The sequence below is a fragment of the Micromonospora sp. DT62 genome, assembly GCF_049847285.1.
Lineage (GTDB): Bacteria > Actinomycetota > Actinomycetes > Mycobacteriales > Micromonosporaceae > Micromonospora > Micromonospora reichwaldensis.
Map to the genome: position 1 here is coordinate 106,555 of NZ_JBNCOB010000023.1, position 16,048 is coordinate 122,602.

The window sequence follows — 16,048 nt, forward strand, 5'->3', positions numbered from 1 at the left end:
CGTCGTCTCGGGGGCTCGGCGATGTGTTGGTGCCCCCGCGCCGCGCCGCCCGGGCGCCGCCGCCGCCCCCGGCCACCGCACCATCGGCCGATGTCGCGCAGTGAGATCGGGGAGCGTCACCGTGCTTCAGACCCTCGATCGGCTTGCTACCGAGCCCCGTGACCGGGACCGCCGACCCCACCGGGGTTGGATCTCATTGCACTAATACTTAAGTATCTTTATAGTTCGATGGCACTAGATCCCTCCCCGACCACCGGAGGTGCCCCGTGCGACTTCGCGGCAGAACGATCCTGGCCGCCGGCCTGCTGGCGGCGGTGGCGCTGGCACCACTGACCCTGACCGGCATCGCCGGCGCGGCAGCGGCACCGACCGCGAGCTTCACCAAGGTGAACGACTGGGGCTCCGGCTGGGATGGCAGCTACCGGATCACGAACTCCGGAAGCAGCACGATCACCTCGTGGCGGCTGGAGTTCGACCTGCCCGCCGGCACCACCGTCGGAACGCACTGGGACGCGCTGCTGACCAGCAGCGGGCAGCGCCACACCTTCACCAACCGGTCCTGGAACGGCACGGTCGCCCCGGGCGCCTCCGTGACCTTCGGCTTCGTCGCCACCGGCACCGGCACCCCGACCGGCTGCACGCTCAACGGCCAGCCCTGCGCCGGCGGCACGACGCCGCCCACCACCCCGCCACCGACCAGCGCGCCGCCGACCACTCCCCCGCCGACGACCGCGCCGCCCACGACCCCGCCGCCTACCGGCGTCTCGCCGGTCGCGGCCAACGGCCAGCTCCGGGTCTGTGGTCGCCAGCTCTGCAACCGCGACGGCCGGGCGATCCAGTTGCGCGGCATGAGCACGCACGGCCTCCAGTGGTACGCGAACTGCGCCACCCCGGCCTCTCTGGACGTGCTCGCCAGGGAGTGGAACGCCGACGTGCTGCGCATCTCGATGTACATCCAGGAGGGCGGGTACGAGACCGACCCGCGCCGCTTCACCGACCTGGTGCACCAGTACATCGAGCTGGCCACCGCCCGGGGCATGTACGCCATCGTCGACTGGCACATGCTCAGCCCCGGCGACCCGAACCACAACCTGACCCGGGCGCGCACCTTCTTCGCCGAGATCGCCGACCGGCACAAGGACAAGGTCAACGTGCTCTACGAGATCGCCAACGAGCCCAACGGCGTGGCGTGGAGCGCCATCAAGAGCTACGCCGACCAGGTCATTCCGGTCATCCGCAGCCGAGACCCGGAGGCCGTGGTGCTGGTCGGCACCCCCGACTGGGCCTCTCTCGGCGTCTCCGGCAGCGGCGGCGGGGTGGACACGATCGCGGCGAACCCGGTCGCCGGCGGCAACCTGATGTACGTCTTCCACTTCTACGCCGCCTCGCACGGCGACGCGTACTACGACACCTTCGCCCGGGCCGCCGACCGGCTGCCGCTGTTCGTCACCGAGTTCGGCACCCAGGACTACTCCGGTGACGGCCCGAACGACTTCGCCATGGCCCAGCGCTACCTCGACCTGATGGCCAGCAAGAAGATCAGCTGGACCAACTGGAACTTCTCCGACGACTTCCGTTCCGGCGCGGTCTTCACCACCGGCACCTGCGGCAGCGGCCAGTTCGGCGGCACCAGCCGCCTCAAGCCGGCCGGTGCCTGGATCCGCGACCGTATCCGCACCCCCGACACCTTCCAGTAGCGCCTGGTTGCGACGGTCGGACCAGCGGACGACCGGTCTGCGGTATCCCGCGTGGGCGCAGTGTTCCGGCGTGCCGGTTCAGCTCGGCGAGCGCGTGCATGAGGATGTGGTGCAGCGTCACCCGTGTGTGACGCCACCACCGCCGAGCCGGGCGCGTCGACCGGGAGCGCCTCGGTCGTCGCGTCCGCGTGTGCCCAGGCCCGATGCCACAGGCCGATCCGGCGGTCACCAGAGCCACGTGCTCGACCAGCCCGAGCAGCGCCTCCCGCGGGTACCGATGGGATTCGCAGGCTCTCACCGCCACGTCCACCGCGATGCCCCGTACGCCCGCATGCAGAGACACGGCTCTGCGACGGTGACCGATCGTGGTGGCCGATCGCGCCAAGCCCTGTGCACCGCCAATAAGGGGCTAGCGCAAACAGGTTTGCCGTGGAAACATATTGCTATGACCACTGACTCGGTGTCCGCCGGCGATGACCCTCACCGCCTTCTCTCCGACGTGCGCGCCCTGGCCGGCCGCGTGCGCCGCGACCAGCGCCTGACCTGGGTGGCACTGCTGGTGCTGGCCGCGGCGACCTTCGTGGCCGTCCCGTTCGACTGGCTCTTCATGAAGGTGCAGTGCGACGGCGACGGCTGCTCGTTCGCGCGCCGGGGCATGCTCTACTACTGGCCGCCGGCGCTGCTGCTCGCCTACACGGCTATCGCCGTCAGCTACGTGCGGGCCGCCCGGGCGCGAGGGCTGGGTGCCCGCGTGCTGCCGTACGCGATCACCGGTGCCGCGACAGCCGTCGTGCTCACGGCCGCGTACACGGCGGCGGCCGCCTATTTCCCGAGCCACCCGCCTTTCGGGGGCGGCCCGATGCCGTTCTGGTGGATCGTGCTGGACCGGCTGATCGCACCGTGGGGTCTGATCGGGCTTGCGCTGCTGGTGCTGGCCCGCCTGGAACGCAACGTCGCGCTGCTGCTGTTCACCCTGGGCTACCTGGCGCTGGTGCTGCTGGTGTTGCCAACCACCGACGGCATGGGACTGCCCGAGTGGGTGATCCCGTCGTTCATGTCGGGGGCGGACACCCAGCTCCGGCTGTCGATGACGTCACCCCAGCTCGTCACCGGCACCGTGCTCCTGGCGGGCGGGATCGGCTTTTCACAGGCCCGCCGGAGGCAGCGGTGACTGCCGAGGCCGACACCCCGGACCCGTCCGACCACCCGGTCACCGGCCTCAACGAGGTCGTGCACCAGCGGGTGCGGCTGGGCATCCTCGCCATCGCGCACGAGGCACGGCGCGTCGAATTCGGCTACCTGCGCACCCAGCTCGACCTGACCGCCGGCAACCTTTCCAAGCACCTGACCGTGTTGGAGACGGCCGGTCTGATCGACATCGAGAAGGGCTACGAGGGCAAGCGTGGCCGCACCTGGATCACCCTCACCCCCGAAGGCAAGACCGCCCTCGCCGAGGAGATCGGCCGCCTGAAGGTGCTGATCGCCCGTGTCGAAACCACCACAGAGGGCAAGTGAGCAGCTGCGGGGCGCTCAGGGCCGTCGGGAGTCGAGCAGCGCGATCCTGGATCTGCCTCATCGGACATGATGGGATGCGGCAGGTCAGAAGGTAAGCACATCCTGGGCGGCCACGGCGCCCTGCACCACGCGCCTCGCGGCAGGAGCGGATGCTGTCGCGGCAGTGCGATCTTCTCGGCGGAGCGGGGGGGTACGGTGCCTGAGCGGTGAAGCCCGCTGGGTGTACCCCTACCCGGTGACGGTGTTGTGGGCGCTGCGACGTGCGCGAAGCAGGACGACCATCACGGCCAGACCCGGTCCGAACAGCCGGGCGATCGGCTGACGGCACCAGGCGAAGGACGTCACCTGCCTGACGTACTTCGCCTGGTGAAGTGGGACGGTCCGGCTACTGATGCGTGGATCAAAGCACCGCTTCAGCTCGCCACCGGCGTCGGCGTGTGAACGGTTGGCGGCGCTTCGTCCAGTGCCTTCCGGCGCACGCCGCGGATGAGCAGGTAGCCAACCATCCAGAACTCGCCTACAGACGCGGGATACGCCATCGCGTCAAAGATGACCTGTGCGTCGCGGGCGAGGTACAGGACGAACGGGCTGAGCACGTACCCGACGCCGCCGACGACGAGGATCCATCCCAGGACGCGGGGCATCCAGCCCGAGCGCAGCACGCACCAGCCCATGGGGATGAGCCACAGGCCGAAGAACAGTGCTCCCACGCCCCACAGGTTGAGGCTGATCAGGTACAGGACCTGGACGGTGGCCGCCGCGTCGCCGACCGGGTCGACTGAGACCTGGATCGCCGTGCCCAACATTGCCGCACTCACGAGGCCCACGACCGCGTTGATCAGGCCGAAGGCGGCGATCCCGCTCGCGGCAAAGCTGTTCACGGTGCGGAACAGGCGATAGAACCAGACGGCGGTGAGGGCCTGGGTAACGACCATGGCCAACTCCAGGGCAACGCTCGCGCGGGCGAGCGAGTCGTGCGTGACCAGGTTGGCCAGCGTCGCATCAGGGTCGTCAGCCGCGTAGAGCCACGGGCGGAGGATGAGGAAGCCGAGTGCGGCGGTGATGGCCATGCCGAGGTAGAACAGCCCGGTCATCCGGGCGGTACGTGTTAGCGCGTGCATCGTCGCTCCTTCTCGATCCGGACTACGCCTCAGGGGTCTGCGCGGTCTCTCCTTGATTTCGGGTGCGTGGAACCGGGCCGCGAGGCGGTTGCGTCGCGCGCCGGGTCGGGTCGTGGGGGCTACTGGTCGGTGTCGGGGTATCCGAAGACGTCGTCGAGTGGCACCCGGAATACCCGCGCGATCTGGAAGGCCACTTCCAGTGACGGTGAGTAGCGGCCCTGTTCGATGGCGATGATGGTCTGGCGGGTCACCCCGATGTGGTCGGCCAACTCCGCCTGGGTCATTTCGCCGTGGGCGAAGCGCAACGCCCGGATCGAGTTGGTGACCCTGGTCGGCTTGCCCATGGCTACCAGCCCCGCCGGTACGCGACGATCTTCGCGGCCGCCGACGCCAGCGCAGCCAGGATGAACGCCAGGTAGAGCGCATGTGCGATCCAGAAATGCTCGACCTTCGCCATCGCCAGGGCCAGTGGCACGAGGGCGGCGATGCTCATGACGTGGAACCCGACGTACTCACCCCGCCGGTTGACCTCCCGATCGCGCTCGTCGGTCCTGCCCGCGTCCTTGGGCGAGGTGATGGCGGCCACGATGGTCAGGACGATGCTCGCGCCGATCCCGACGCCGATCGCGGTGAGCATCGGCCCCACGTAGGCGATTCTCGCCACGTCCGTACCCAGCACCTTGGACAGGACGATCGCCAGGTAGACGACCGGAACAACGACGCCGACCACGGCAGAGATCCAGGTGCGCTTCTCCTCGGAGGACATGTCTCGCTCCCATGTAAAGAAAACTTGACAATCCCAAGGTAAAGCTCTTTCGACATGATGTCAATAATCTTTAACCCCACCAGGGTTGGTCGACACACTGGCGGTCGAGGACGGCCGGTGTGTCTACTCGCCACGCCACGCCGGACGGTGCACGGTGACGTTGGCAGGCACTGCTGTGCGCACGGCCTGCCGATACGGAACTGCCGCGCGAGGTCAGCGCGGCACCGGGCCGCAGCGATCGCTGGCCACTGAGGGAACGCTTTCCGTATGTCGAGGACGGGGCCGGTGGGCCACTACCATCCGAGCATGGCTCACGTTGTTCGGGCCCGCAGGCCGTACCCGCTGCTCGTCGCCGCGGCGGTCCTGTTGGCGCTCGGCGCGGCCACGGCGTGGGGGGTCGGCGACACGCTGGGGCTGAGCCACTCCCCCGCTGCCGTGCCGCGCGAGGACGCCGTCGCCGCCCCGGCGCGGACGCCCGCACCGGTCCCGCCGTTGGCGTCCCTCGTCGTGCCCGACGAGCCGCGCGTCAGGAAGGCCGCGGCCGCCGTGGCCGACGCGGTCGTCTCCCGCGGCCTGCCCCGGCCGGTGCTCGCTCCGGCCGCGCCGCGCCCGGCCGGGGCCGCGACGGCCGCGCCGGGCGCCGGAGCGGCGCACATCGCGGCCCCGGACCTGTCGGCGGTGACCACGCTGCGGGCGGGCGTGCTGGCCACCCGAGGCGGGGCGCCCGAGTCGTACCGGCTCGACGTGCACGGCGCCGAGCTGGCCGTCCACGGCGGCGACGTCGCGGGCGTGGCAGCCGGGATGTACCGGCTGGCCGACCGGATCCGCTCCGGTGCCGAGGCGCTCCCCGCAGCGGACGCGGGTCGGGTGGTCGCCCCCCGGCTCGGCCTGCGGCTGACCGACGCGGGCTCGGTGGGGCGCGAGCCCGCCCCGGCCGCCTTCGCCGCCGGCGACGACTACGGCCTGAACACCGACGTGGTCGCATCGGCGGTGCTGCCTGGCGCGCCGTGGGTGGACGCCGGCGCGGTGGCCCGCATCGACGCGCAGTTCCGGCAGTTCGTCGACCACTCGGTGGCGCAGGGATTCAACGGGATCGTCGTGCCCGGCTTCCTGGAGTACGTCACGTTCGCGAAGGTCGGCGACGGGCGCGCGGTCTATCCGCCCGGCGACCCGCACGTCGACCGCGCGCGGGCGATGGTCGCGGCGTTCGGCCCTGTCTTCCGGTACGCCGAGGAGATGGGCGTACGGGTCTTCCTGCTGACCGACATGCTCGCGGTGTCGCCCCCGCTGGAGGCGTACCTGACGCGGACCGTCGGCGGCCTCGACGTGACCGACCCTCGGCTGTGGGCGGTCTACCAGGCCGGTCTGGCCGAACTGTTCGAGAGCCTGCCGTTCGTCGACGGCCTGATGGTCCGCGTCGGCGAGGGCGGCGAGGTGTACGCCGGGACCGGCTGGGACTATTCGTCGAGGCTCGCGGTCACCACGGAAACGTCCGTGCGCGCGATGCTGCGGGCGCTGCTGGGCACCGCGGGCGCGGCCGGCAAGGAGATCATCTTCCGTACCTGGACGGTGGGCGTCGGCGCCGTCGGCGACCTGCACACCAACCCGGAGTCGTACGCGCGGGTGCTCGGCGAACTCGACGACCCGCACCTGATCGTGTCCACCAAGTACACGCTGGGCGACTTCTACAGCCACCTGCCGCTGAACACCACCCTGCTGGGCGGCAAGCACCGCCGCATCGTGGAGTTCCAGGCCCGGCGCGAGTTCGAGGCGTTCGGCTCGCTGCCCAACGACCTCGGCCCGCTGCACCGTCAGGCGCTGCGCGCGTTCCTCGCCGCCAACCCGCACGTCGAGGGCGTCTGGAACTGGACCCAGGACGGCGGGCCGCTGCGCGCCGGACCCATGTCGCTGCATCTGCGCGCCGGCTTCTGGCAGCTCTACGACCTCAACACGTACGCCGTCGGCCGCCTGGCCTGGGACCCGCACGCCGACCCGGCGCAGGTCACGGCGGACTGGGCGTACCGCACGTTCTCCGGCAACCCGGCCACCGTCGCCGCGATCGGGCAGGCCATGGCGCTGTCCCGGCAGGCGGTCACCAAGGGCCTCTACATCGGCCCGTACGCCGACCGGTCGGTGCGGGCGCTCGGGCTGGAACCGCCACCCATGATGTGGATCTTCGAGTGGGACATCCCGACCGGCGACTCCGCCGCGCTCAACAGCATCTACGCGGTGACCGGCGGCCGCGTCGACGAGGCGATCGAGGAGGGCACGCAGGCCGTCGCGCTGGCCCGGCGCATGCGCGACCTGGTCGCCGCGACCGACCCGGCGACCTGGCGCGACGCCGAACTGCGTGGGCGCTTCACCACGACGCTCGACTACCAGGTCGACCTGTTCGAGACGCTGGGCGCGTACCGGGCCATGGTGCTGCGGCACGCGCAGTGGCTGGACACCGGCTCTCCCGCCGCCCGCCACGACTGGCGGCTGGCCGCAGCGGCGTACCACGACGCACGCGACGCGCACCGGCAGCGCTACGGCGCCGACCTGGACCTGCCCGCGTACAACTTCACCGCCGCCGACCTCGGGGCGCAGCGCGCCGACCGGGACCCGGCGATGGCCTGGGCGGCCCGGGCGTTGCTCGGATCGATCCTGCTCGTGCTGCTGCTCGGCCTGCGCGGGCGCGGCTTCGGCGCGGCCGCCGCGCGCGGGTTGCTGTTCGGCGCCCTCCGGCCGTGGCGGGTCGCCGCGCTGCCGACGCCCGGGGCGCGGGCGGACCGGGTGTTGGTGTGGCTGATCCCGGCCGTGGTGCTGGTGGCGAGCCGGCTCGTGCTGACCTGGTTCGCCGCGCCGGCGCACCTGCTGGTCACGCTCGGTGGGTGGGCGCTGTTCGCCCTCGTCGTACGCCTCGTCGTCGGCCGGCGGGACCCGTTCCACCTGTGGGCCGTGATCGGCGGCGTCGCGCTGCTGCGCAGCGTGCTGCTGCTGGCCGCGCTCGCCGGGCGCGGACCGGGCGGGTACTGGTTCGCCTTCTGGACCGCGCCGGGTCTGCGCGCGGCGTACGTCACCGTCGCGTTCGCGGCGTTCTGCTGGCTGTTCGTGGCCGCCGCCGTGGTCCTGCGGGACCGGTACGGCCTGCGCCGCCGAAGCGCCGTCGGGCTGACCCTCACCGCCGCGGGCGTGCCCCTCGGGGTGTTGTCCGCCCTGGTCGCGGTGGTGGGCCTGGAACGCGCGCTGACGGTGTGGAACGACCAGCTCGCGCTGCTGCCCTGGGGCCTGTCCCGCATCCTCGGCATCACCGTCCACCTGGGCATCCCCACCCAACTCCCCGCGTACACCGCCGCCGCCGGAGCCGCCCTCGCCGCCGCCGGCCTGCTGCTGGCACTCGGCCGGCCGGCGGGGGGCTCCCGCCGGCCGGCCGTCGGCGTCACCGGCCGTAGACCTCGAACTCGTGCAGCGAGAACCCGTACGAGGTGGCCCGCTTGACCCCGTACATCCGCACGTAGCGGGCGGTGATCGGGGCGAAGGTGGCGTTGTCGACGCCGCCGTTGCCGGTGGTGGTGGCAAACACCGGCGTCCAGGAGCTGCCGTCGCCGGAGACCTCGATCCGGTACGACGTGCCGTACGCCGACTCCCAGCGCAGCACCGCCCGGCTGACGGTGCGGGCCGCCCCGAGGTCGACCCGGAGCCACTGGTTGTCGTTGTAGCTGCTGGCCCAGCGGCTGCTCAGGCTGCCGTCGACCGCCTTGTCCGGCGTGTGGCTGGTCAGGAACTGGGTGCTCGACGCGGTGGCCGGGCGGCCCTGGGCCAGGTTGGTGACGTCGTCGCCCCGGCGGGCCGGGAACGAGACGACCTGCTGGTAGGTGGGGCGGTTCTGCCAGGCGATCACCGGGTGGGTGATGCCGCCGAGCCCGGAGTGGGCGATCGAGTCGGCGCACCACTGGTCGCCCGCCGAGCAGGACTTGTCGCCCGGGTAGACGGTGGTGGCCGGCACGGCCGCCGCCTGCCCGAGCGCGCCGAGCAGCGTCGTCCGGCACGCGGCCAGGTTGCCGCCGCCGCAGTACGCCCGCCCGAGGCCGCCGGCCACCGGGTCGCCGAGCACGGTGCGCACGTCCTTGTCGACGTAGCCCCACCAGCCGTACTGGAACGACGAGCCCTTGTGCGCCTGACCCTGCAACGCCCAGCTCGCGGCGCCGTCGCGCCCGCCGTTCTGGCCGCCCGACGGCGCCTCGTTGACCTCGATGGCGTCCACCAGCGCGGCGTAGAGGCCCGGCCCGAGCCCGGGGCGGAACTGCGCCGAGGCGAGCAGCGGCCACCACGCGTCGAAGATCCGGATGGCGTCGGCGTGCTGGTAGACCTTGGAGCCGGGGGTGGTCTCCACCCGCCGGGCGCCGGCCTGCTGCCAGGCCCGCAGCTTGCCGATCGCGTCGGCCAGCGCCGGGTCGGTGACCGGCGCGCTGTCGAGCACCCGCAGCAGGTCGCCGAGGACCTGCTGGCCGCGCAGGTCGGTCACCGCCGCGTCCGCCATGATCTTGACGACGTCGGCGCGGCCGAGCTTGCGCTGGGCGATCGCCGCGCGCACCGGACCGTCGAGCAACTGACCCCGGTGTACGGAGCCAAAGCTGAAGTTGCCGTCCGCCGCCCCGAAGTCCCGCGCCTGCTTGTTGTTCCAGCTCACGTAGTAGTCCTGGTTGACCGACTGCGGGTGGGCCGAGAGCGGGGCGTAGGTGGCGTCGTTGGTGTCCGGGTTCCAACCGACCCACTCGTACGCCGGTTCGGCCTTCGCCGGCAGGTTCGGGTCGACCGTGGCCGGGCGGACCGGGTTCGCGCCGGAGTTGAAGTACGCCGCCTCGGTGGAGTTGACGTAGAACCAGTTGAACGCGTACCCGACGCTCGCGGCGGACGCCTGGAACGCCGCCGCGCTGCCCATCGCCGACGGGTCGTTGAAGGCCTGGAAGCCGATCGCCGAGTCGGCCTCGTGCCGGTAGGTGGAGCGCAGCTTGGTGAACGCGGTCGGCTGCCCGTTCACCAGCCCCCGGTAGGCGACCAGCCCGTACCTGGTGCGCAGCGCGCGCAGCGTGTAGGACCCGGCCGGGGTGGAGTCGGCCAGCGTCGGCGACCAGGAGTTGCGCTGCTCCAGCGACTCCATGGCGAGACACTGGCCGTGGTAGAGGTAGCGGTTGGTGCGCAGCGTCGGCGCGCTGCCGTCGGTGGTGCACAGCGGCACCGCGTAGGTGTCGGTGAGGTCCTGCGAGGCGGAGGTGGCGCTCCACGCGTAGTCCTGGCCGCGGCCGAGCAGCACGTAGAGGTTCAGCCCGGCGAACGCGGCGCCGCGCGCGCTGATGCCCGGCCCCTGCAACTCCTGGAGCATCAGCAGTTGCGGGGCGAAGTAGCCGGTCTGCGGGCCGAACACGGCGACCGGGTTGCCGGTGGTGGTGTGCCGTCCGGAGACCACGACCGCGTTGGACATGCCGTGCGCGCGCAGATTGGCCAGGCCGCCGATCAGCTCCTGGGTGGCGGTGCTGGCGCCGGCGCGCGCGGCGGCCCCGCCGGTCTGGTCGTGGGCGAGGGGCTCGGCGACCACCGTGCCGGCGTCGGGGAGCACCGCGCTGGTCGCGCCGGGCGGCGTCGCGCCGTACGGGAAGCTCTGCCCGTCGTGCAGGGTGAGCACGGTCTCCGGGTCGTTCTGCGACCGGAACGCCGCCCACACCCGGTCGCCCTCGGTGGCGCCGTACTTGGCCCGGGCGGCCACCCGGACCAGCGCGGACTGGATCTCGCTGCCGCCGCCCCCGCCGAAGAGGCCGCCGATCACGCCGGCGGTGGCGATCAGGTCGGTCATGGTGAAGTGTTTCGGTTTGCCGGCGCCGGCGAGCACGTACTCGCCGGGGTAGTTGTCGTCGGCGATCGACTTGTCGATGTAGGCGTTGATGCCGGCGATGTAGTCGACCACGTCGGTGTAGAGCTGCTGGCCCCGGGCGCCCTTGGTGCGCAGCGCGTCCACCTGGGCCTGGAGGTCCGCCTCGGTGTAGGGCGAGTTGGCCCAGACGCTCTGCTCCAGCTCCCGGTTGCCGGGGGCGCCGCCGGCGAACGAGGTGACCTTGCCGCGGCCGACGTGCCGCAGCAGGTCCATCACCCAGAGCCGGTCCTGGGCCCCGGCGTAGCCGGCGCCGAACATGGTGCCGGCGCGGGTGGTGCCGGTGACGTGCGGGACGCCGGTGGCCTTGTCCCGCACGATGGTGACGTCGGCGCGCGGCGAGACGGTGCTCTCGACCTGCGCGGCGGGGACGCCGAAGGAGGCGTCGTTGTAGAAGTGGGCGATCTGCTCGTCGGTCAGCCCGGCGTAGTTGTAGACCAGGTTCGCGTACTCGTCGAGCTGGTCGCTGGAGTGCGCGGGGCGGGTGCCGAGCGCCTGGTGGGCCAGGATGGTGGCCAGCGTGGCGTTGCCGTTCTGCCCGGGGGGCAGGATGTCGGCGCACTGGCCGAGGCAGTAGTCGTTGGCGGCGAACGTGCTGGCGGCCAGCGCCGGTGACGGCGGGGTGACGGTCAGGACGCTCGCGGTCAGGACGGCGGCGGTGAGCGCCGCGAGCCGGGCGCGGAGTGGGGGACGGGGCATGAGTCTTCCTCCGGGGACGCGGAGTCGGGCCTTCGGTACGCCCGGCTGCCGTGCCGACGTCTCGCCCTCCGCGCCCGGGCGCTCCACCCGGAGGTGAGATTGGCTCATATCTATCTCGGGGCAATGATCGCGGCCGACCGCCGCCCGGGATAGCAGTCGTTCACCAACCGCCAATGCCGACGTTTCGCCCCGCCGGCGCCGCTCCCCCGAACCGGGCCAGTCCGGACCGGCCCGAGGCCGCGTCGAGCGCACGTCTTCAGGTGCCGATCGCGTGAGTCGCCGGTTGCGATGCGCGGGTCCGCTTGCGGGCTGGTCCGGTTCAGGGCTTGCGGGCGGCTGGTCGCTCGCGCAGGGCCAGCGCGCACCGCACGCCTGTGACCAGGGCCGCAGGCAGTTCCGCACTGATCCACTACGGTGGTGGAGCTGTCGCACGTGACCGGAGGACGCACATGGCCCGCCCCTACAAACCCGGACCGAAGCAGTTCGTCTTCGCTGTCGGTGATGGCAACGACCAACACGTTTCAGTGGGCGACCCCCAGGAGGCCTACGTGGCGTTCTCTGCGTTCTTCCGGGGTCGAGAGGCTGACACCTACACCATCAGGGATGAAGCGGCGGGGCAGAGTTTGGTACTCATGCCCCGGCTGGGGGTGATCTCCCGGACCAGGGACGCGGACCGACCTCGGTCGGAACACCTCCAGGTCGACCGGCCCAACCGCTACCTTCCGAGCGCGATGCTGTTCTTCGAGAACGGATATGCCGGCCTCGACCGCTTCGGCCAGTGGTTCTCCGACCTCTCCGACCTCGACGCGTCACCGGAGACCCGCGGTGCCGCCCGCGCCGCCACGATCACGACGGAAGCAGCGGCAATCGAGGAAGTCGCCCGGATCTGGGCAGATTCGGGCATCGTCGACCCGAGCGACCGGTACTACGTCTTCTTCGACTCGCATGGTGTCGACGATGACCGAGCCGAACGAGCCGAACTGCTCCAGCTGATCGACTTCCTCGGTCTCGAACGAGTCGACGCCCCGGCCGAGGCCGCCGGGGGCGAAGTCTGGGTACGCACCGACCCACGCCTCGACGTCGAAACTGCGCGGTGGTCGTGACCAGGCGGTGCGGCATGGGCCGCACCATCGCCGTGACACTCGCCGCAGGCCCGAAGCGACCATGTCCAGCCGGTGCCGTTGCGGGGAGGCCTGAGCTGTGAGAGACGTCGTTTTCACGCGTAGCAGCGGCTGGATTCCAGAGGTGGTCCGCAAGGACGGCGAGCTGAAGCTGATGCTCGCCGCCGGGGCCGACGCCAACCATGAGCCCCGCACCTTCACGTTCCCGATCGGGGAGGCCCATCTCGCGGTGATCCGGGAGGACCTGACCAGACACCTGCTGCTGTGGAGTGCGGTCCTTCCGCTGTGCGACGCCGCCGGAACCCGGGGCCGGCTCGACGAGGACGCCGCCGTCGCGCTCCTGGACCCGGTCCTGCTCTCCTCGCCCGCAGACGTCGACGCGCTCTTCCGACGCATCCGCTGGGACAGGAGCCGGCTCGTCGCCCACGGCGCCGACATCGCTCTACTTGAGCGCGGCCAGGTCTGCGAGGCGATGCGCGCGGCGACGGAGGGGTCGAACGAGAAACGTGCCCAGGAGTATCACGCCGACCGCCGTCGCGCCGAGCGCGGAGCGGTCCTCGGGCCACTCGACGCCGCGATCCTGAGATACACGGGCCAGTATCTGCATGGCGCGACGGTTCCCAGGCGGATACCCGATGCCGTCGACCCCGCACTGCTCCCCCAGGTCATGCGTGTGATCGCCACCGCGGAGCAGGCATGCGCCGGGATGCGGATCGGCCTCGATCCGCGGCGGGGAAACCGGGCCACGGACAAGCGCGACTGGGACCGGATGGCGGCGACGGTCGACGCGGCCGTGCGCCGCGCGTACCCCGAACTCGTCGATGACGCGGTGCGGACGGTGAGCTTTCTGATGTGCGCGGAGGCTGCGGACCGCTCCAGGAGCACCCCGGCGGAAGACGACGAGGAGGCTGCCGACGACCACGCCGACCTCGGTGCGAGCGCGCGAAAGACGGCCCTGTCGTTCACCGATGACAAGGGCGGCGAGAAGAAGTGGCTACGGGACGGTTCCCGCACTGCCTCCGCCGAGTTCTGGGAGTTCGTCGCCGGCCGCTCTGCCGCGGACAACGAAGTGTTCACCATCGAGGACGAGGAGATGGGCGAGGGGATCCAGCTGCACTTCTACGCGGACTCCATCGCCCGGATCACGACGGTGCGACAGGGGGAAGCCGGGTCGGATCCGCAGTACCAGGTCGAGTACAGCCTGGTCGACGGGATCGGCGGGTACCGGAACCTGGTGAGCGCCTTCGTCCGCGGCGGCTGCGCGGCACTCGAACAGCACGGTCCCTGGATGTCGGATGTCGCCGAGTTCGAGCGCGCGCGTCGTCGGCGCGACGCCCGGTAGTCCCAGAGGGAACCCACGCCCGCGCCGTTCTGTCGGAGATCCTGAGATCCTCGGGACAGGACCCTTGGCGCTTCAGGACACTCGTGCAGCTCAGGCCCCTCCCGAACGCGGGCCACCATCCCCGGCTGGGAAGAACCGGACCAGTTCACCGCGGCGTTCCGGACGGCAGTCGCGACGCAAACCCGCAAGCGTTCCTGACGAACCACCGAGACATCAGCGATAGCTCGGATCACTTCGATTCGGCCGTCCCGGGCGCTGCCGGCGTGCCGACCCTGCTCCTTGACGTGACGCGCGGACTGCGGCAGAAGCGGATGCCTCGGCATCTGGTGGTGAAGCCGGTGACGGATCACAATGAGCCGGTCGGCGAGGCAAATCGGGCAGGGAGCAAGCGGTGGAGCAATATGCAGTCGTGGTCAGCGCCGGCTCGTTCAGTTCAGATGACGGTGGTGCGATCCGGTTCCCACACCGGTGGACCCCTGAGGGCGTCACGGTCGAGGCGGACTTCACCGGGGCCCACCTGTTGCACCTCGCTGCGGCTGGATGCGTCCTGAACGACATATACCGGGAGGCAGGCGAACTTGGCATCCGCATCGACGGGGTACGTGTATCGGCTGAGGGTGGTTTCGACACGCAGACGTGGATATCGAGCGGCATCACCTACCAGGTCGAGCTGAGCTCACCCGGGTCCGTCGAGGAACTTGCCGTGCTGCTGGATCGTGTCGACGATGTCGCCGAGATCCCGCGGGCGATTCGAGCCGGGACCACGGTACGGAGAAGCTGACTTGCCCCTTTGTCCGCGAAGCTCACATCGATCGACCCACCACGGTGAGCAAGCCGATGGCGCTGGCTTCACCATTCGCGAAGCGTCGACACACCCGATCAGCGGCAGAAGAGGATGCCCAAGGTAGAGGTACTGGCCGCCAGTTGCTAACTGTCGAACCACACAAGCAGCCGTACGTTGTCGCCGCCATGCCGCCCGGAGAGATCACGCATGGTGTCCAGCAGTGCCCGCAACTGCGGGTCGGCACGCAACACGTCACCGTGGGAGAGGCGCTCCACCCGCCACAGCCGATCGCCGGCACGCCATTCAGTTCCCTCCGGGTAGGCGCTGCCCTTGGGATCGGCGCGCTCGCCGGCCACTGCGCGCCAGGCATGCCCATGATGGCTGGCCTTGCCGATGAGACGCGGCCCGTCGCTTGTCAGCTTGTACTCGTGAATCCGGTCGTCAACGCGGGGCGCTTGTACGCTCCAATCGATGTGGGCCAGCTCCATCCATGACACCCAAGTGTGACCGTGTTCGCTGTCCGCGAACTGGAGGCCAAGCAGTTCGGGGCTGGCGTCTTCCGGTAGGCCGCGGCCGGGCGCAACAGGTTCGAACCCGGCGAAGTTTCGTACACCAAACAGCAGCCCGAAGGCATCGTAGTGGCGAGGTAGGGAGTCCAGGTCGACATCGGCCAGTAGCCACGGCGAACCACGACCGTGCGGGCGGATTTCAACTCCACCAGCGATATCAGTGCCCATGTTCAGCTCGCCTTCACCCACGATGGCCCGAACGACGCCCGGCGCGGAGACCTCCCACAGCTCGGGCAGCGACGAGATTACGTGAGCCCTGGCGAACGCACTCAACTCGGCAGATCCTGTCCCGTCACGCTGCGGCGGCGACAACTAGTCGTCCGGACTCAGCGGGCCGTGTGCAGCGGCTCTGTGTCAAGCCCCGGGTTTGATGGAGAGTTGGTTAGCTGGTTTTCAGGGGGCCGGTGACCGGCTGGGTCATCGTGTGTAGGGCCTCGTGTTCGGCGGGCGGGATGTGCCCGAGCTCGCCGTGCAAGCGACGGTTGTTGTACCAGTCGATGTACTCGACGGTGGCCATCTCCAGGTC

13 protein-coding genes are annotated in these 16,048 nt (G+C 70.7%); 7 read left to right on the top strand and 6 right to left on the bottom strand.

Annotated features, from left to right (window positions below; translation table 11 throughout):
- Window positions 1-287 precede the first annotated feature (287 nt).
- The 3 genes from ACPXCB_RS25510 to ACPXCB_RS25520 all read left to right on the top strand — a co-directional run bounded on the left by ACPXCB_RS25510 (window position 288) and on the right by ACPXCB_RS25520 (window position 3,212).
- Window positions 288-1,697 carry a cellulase family glycosylhydrolase gene (locus ACPXCB_RS25510; RefSeq protein WP_425878133.1) on the top strand — a complete coding sequence of 470 codons (1,410 nt, stop codon included), beginning with the start codon at window positions 288-290 and terminating at the stop codon, window positions 1,695-1,697.
- Between the two features lie 445 nt (window positions 1,698-2,142).
- The gene (locus ACPXCB_RS25515; RefSeq protein ID WP_425878112.1) at window positions 2,143-2,868 is read left to right on the top strand and encodes a hypothetical protein; all 726 of its coding nucleotides are present in this window, start codon (window positions 2,143-2,145) and stop codon (window positions 2,866-2,868) included.
- Window positions 2,865-3,212, top strand: coding sequence for a transcriptional regulator (locus tag ACPXCB_RS25520; protein WP_151453008.1), 348 nt, complete (start codon window positions 2,865-2,867; stop codon window positions 3,210-3,212). Before ACPXCB_RS25515 ends, ACPXCB_RS25520 begins: the two co-directional genes overlap by 4 nt.
- Before the next feature lie 413 nt (window positions 3,213-3,625).
- On the opposite strand, the gene ACPXCB_RS25525 is transcribed toward ACPXCB_RS25520, so the two are convergent.
- From ACPXCB_RS25525 to ACPXCB_RS25535, 3 genes are all read right to left on the bottom strand, one after another.
- Complete coding sequence (locus ACPXCB_RS25525; protein ID WP_425878114.1) at window positions 3,626-4,306, bottom strand: DUF4386 domain-containing protein; 681 nt, start codon at window positions 4,304-4,306, stop codon at window positions 3,626-3,628.
- A 146-nt stretch (window positions 4,307-4,452) separates the two neighbouring features.
- A complete protein-coding gene (locus ACPXCB_RS25530) occupies window positions 4,453-4,677 on the bottom strand; it encodes a helix-turn-helix transcriptional regulator (RefSeq protein ID WP_425878116.1) in 225 nt (74 codons plus the stop codon).
- A 2-nt stretch (window positions 4,678-4,679) separates the two neighbouring features.
- Entirely contained in the window at window positions 4,680-5,099 is a 420-nt protein-coding gene (locus tag ACPXCB_RS25535; protein ID WP_425878117.1) for a hypothetical protein, read from the bottom strand.
- Window positions 5,100-5,405: 306 nt separating this feature from the next.
- Here ACPXCB_RS25535 and ACPXCB_RS25540 point away from each other — a divergent pair, with 306 nt between their 5' ends.
- Window positions 5,406-8,579, top strand: coding sequence for a hypothetical protein (locus ACPXCB_RS25540; protein WP_425878119.1), 3,174 nt, complete (start codon window positions 5,406-5,408; stop codon window positions 8,577-8,579).
- Here the strand turns inward: ACPXCB_RS25540 and ACPXCB_RS25545 are convergent.
- Window positions 8,521-11,706 carry a penicillin acylase family protein gene (locus ACPXCB_RS25545; RefSeq protein ID WP_425878121.1) on the bottom strand — a complete coding sequence of 1,062 codons (3,186 nt, stop codon included), beginning with the start codon at window positions 11,704-11,706 and terminating at the stop codon, window positions 8,521-8,523. The genes ACPXCB_RS25540 and ACPXCB_RS25545 overlap by 59 nt on opposite strands.
- Window positions 11,707-12,155: 449 nt before the next feature.
- Here ACPXCB_RS25545 and ACPXCB_RS25550 point away from each other — a divergent pair, with 449 nt between their 5' ends.
- The 3 genes from ACPXCB_RS25550 (at window position 12,156) to ACPXCB_RS25560 (ending at window position 14,950) form a co-directional block, all read left to right on the top strand.
- Window positions 12,156-12,809: a hypothetical protein gene (locus tag ACPXCB_RS25550; protein ID WP_425878123.1), complete on the top strand. Its 654-nt coding sequence runs from the start codon at window positions 12,156-12,158 to the stop codon at window positions 12,807-12,809.
- Window positions 12,810-12,906: 97 nt separating this feature from the next.
- A complete protein-coding gene (locus ACPXCB_RS25555) occupies window positions 12,907-14,169 on the top strand; it encodes a DUF6357 family protein (RefSeq protein ID WP_425878125.1) in 1,263 nt (420 codons plus the stop codon).
- Between the two features lie 391 nt (window positions 14,170-14,560).
- Window positions 14,561-14,950, top strand: a complete 390-nt coding sequence (locus ACPXCB_RS25560) for an OsmC family protein (protein WP_425878126.1) — start codon at window positions 14,561-14,563, stop codon at window positions 14,948-14,950.
- A gap of 146 nt (window positions 14,951-15,096) precedes the next feature.
- Here the strand turns inward: ACPXCB_RS25560 and ACPXCB_RS25565 are convergent, their stop codons facing one another.
- Both ACPXCB_RS25565 and ACPXCB_RS25570 read right to left on the bottom strand, forming a co-directional pair.
- Window positions 15,097-15,795, bottom strand: coding sequence for a hypothetical protein (locus ACPXCB_RS25565; RefSeq protein ID WP_425878128.1), 699 nt, complete (start codon window positions 15,793-15,795; stop codon window positions 15,097-15,099).
- Between the two features lie 109 nt (window positions 15,796-15,904).
- Window positions 15,905-16,048: IS3 family transposase (locus tag ACPXCB_RS25570; RefSeq protein WP_425878135.1), on the bottom strand; the 144-nt coding region annotated here is incomplete at its 5' end.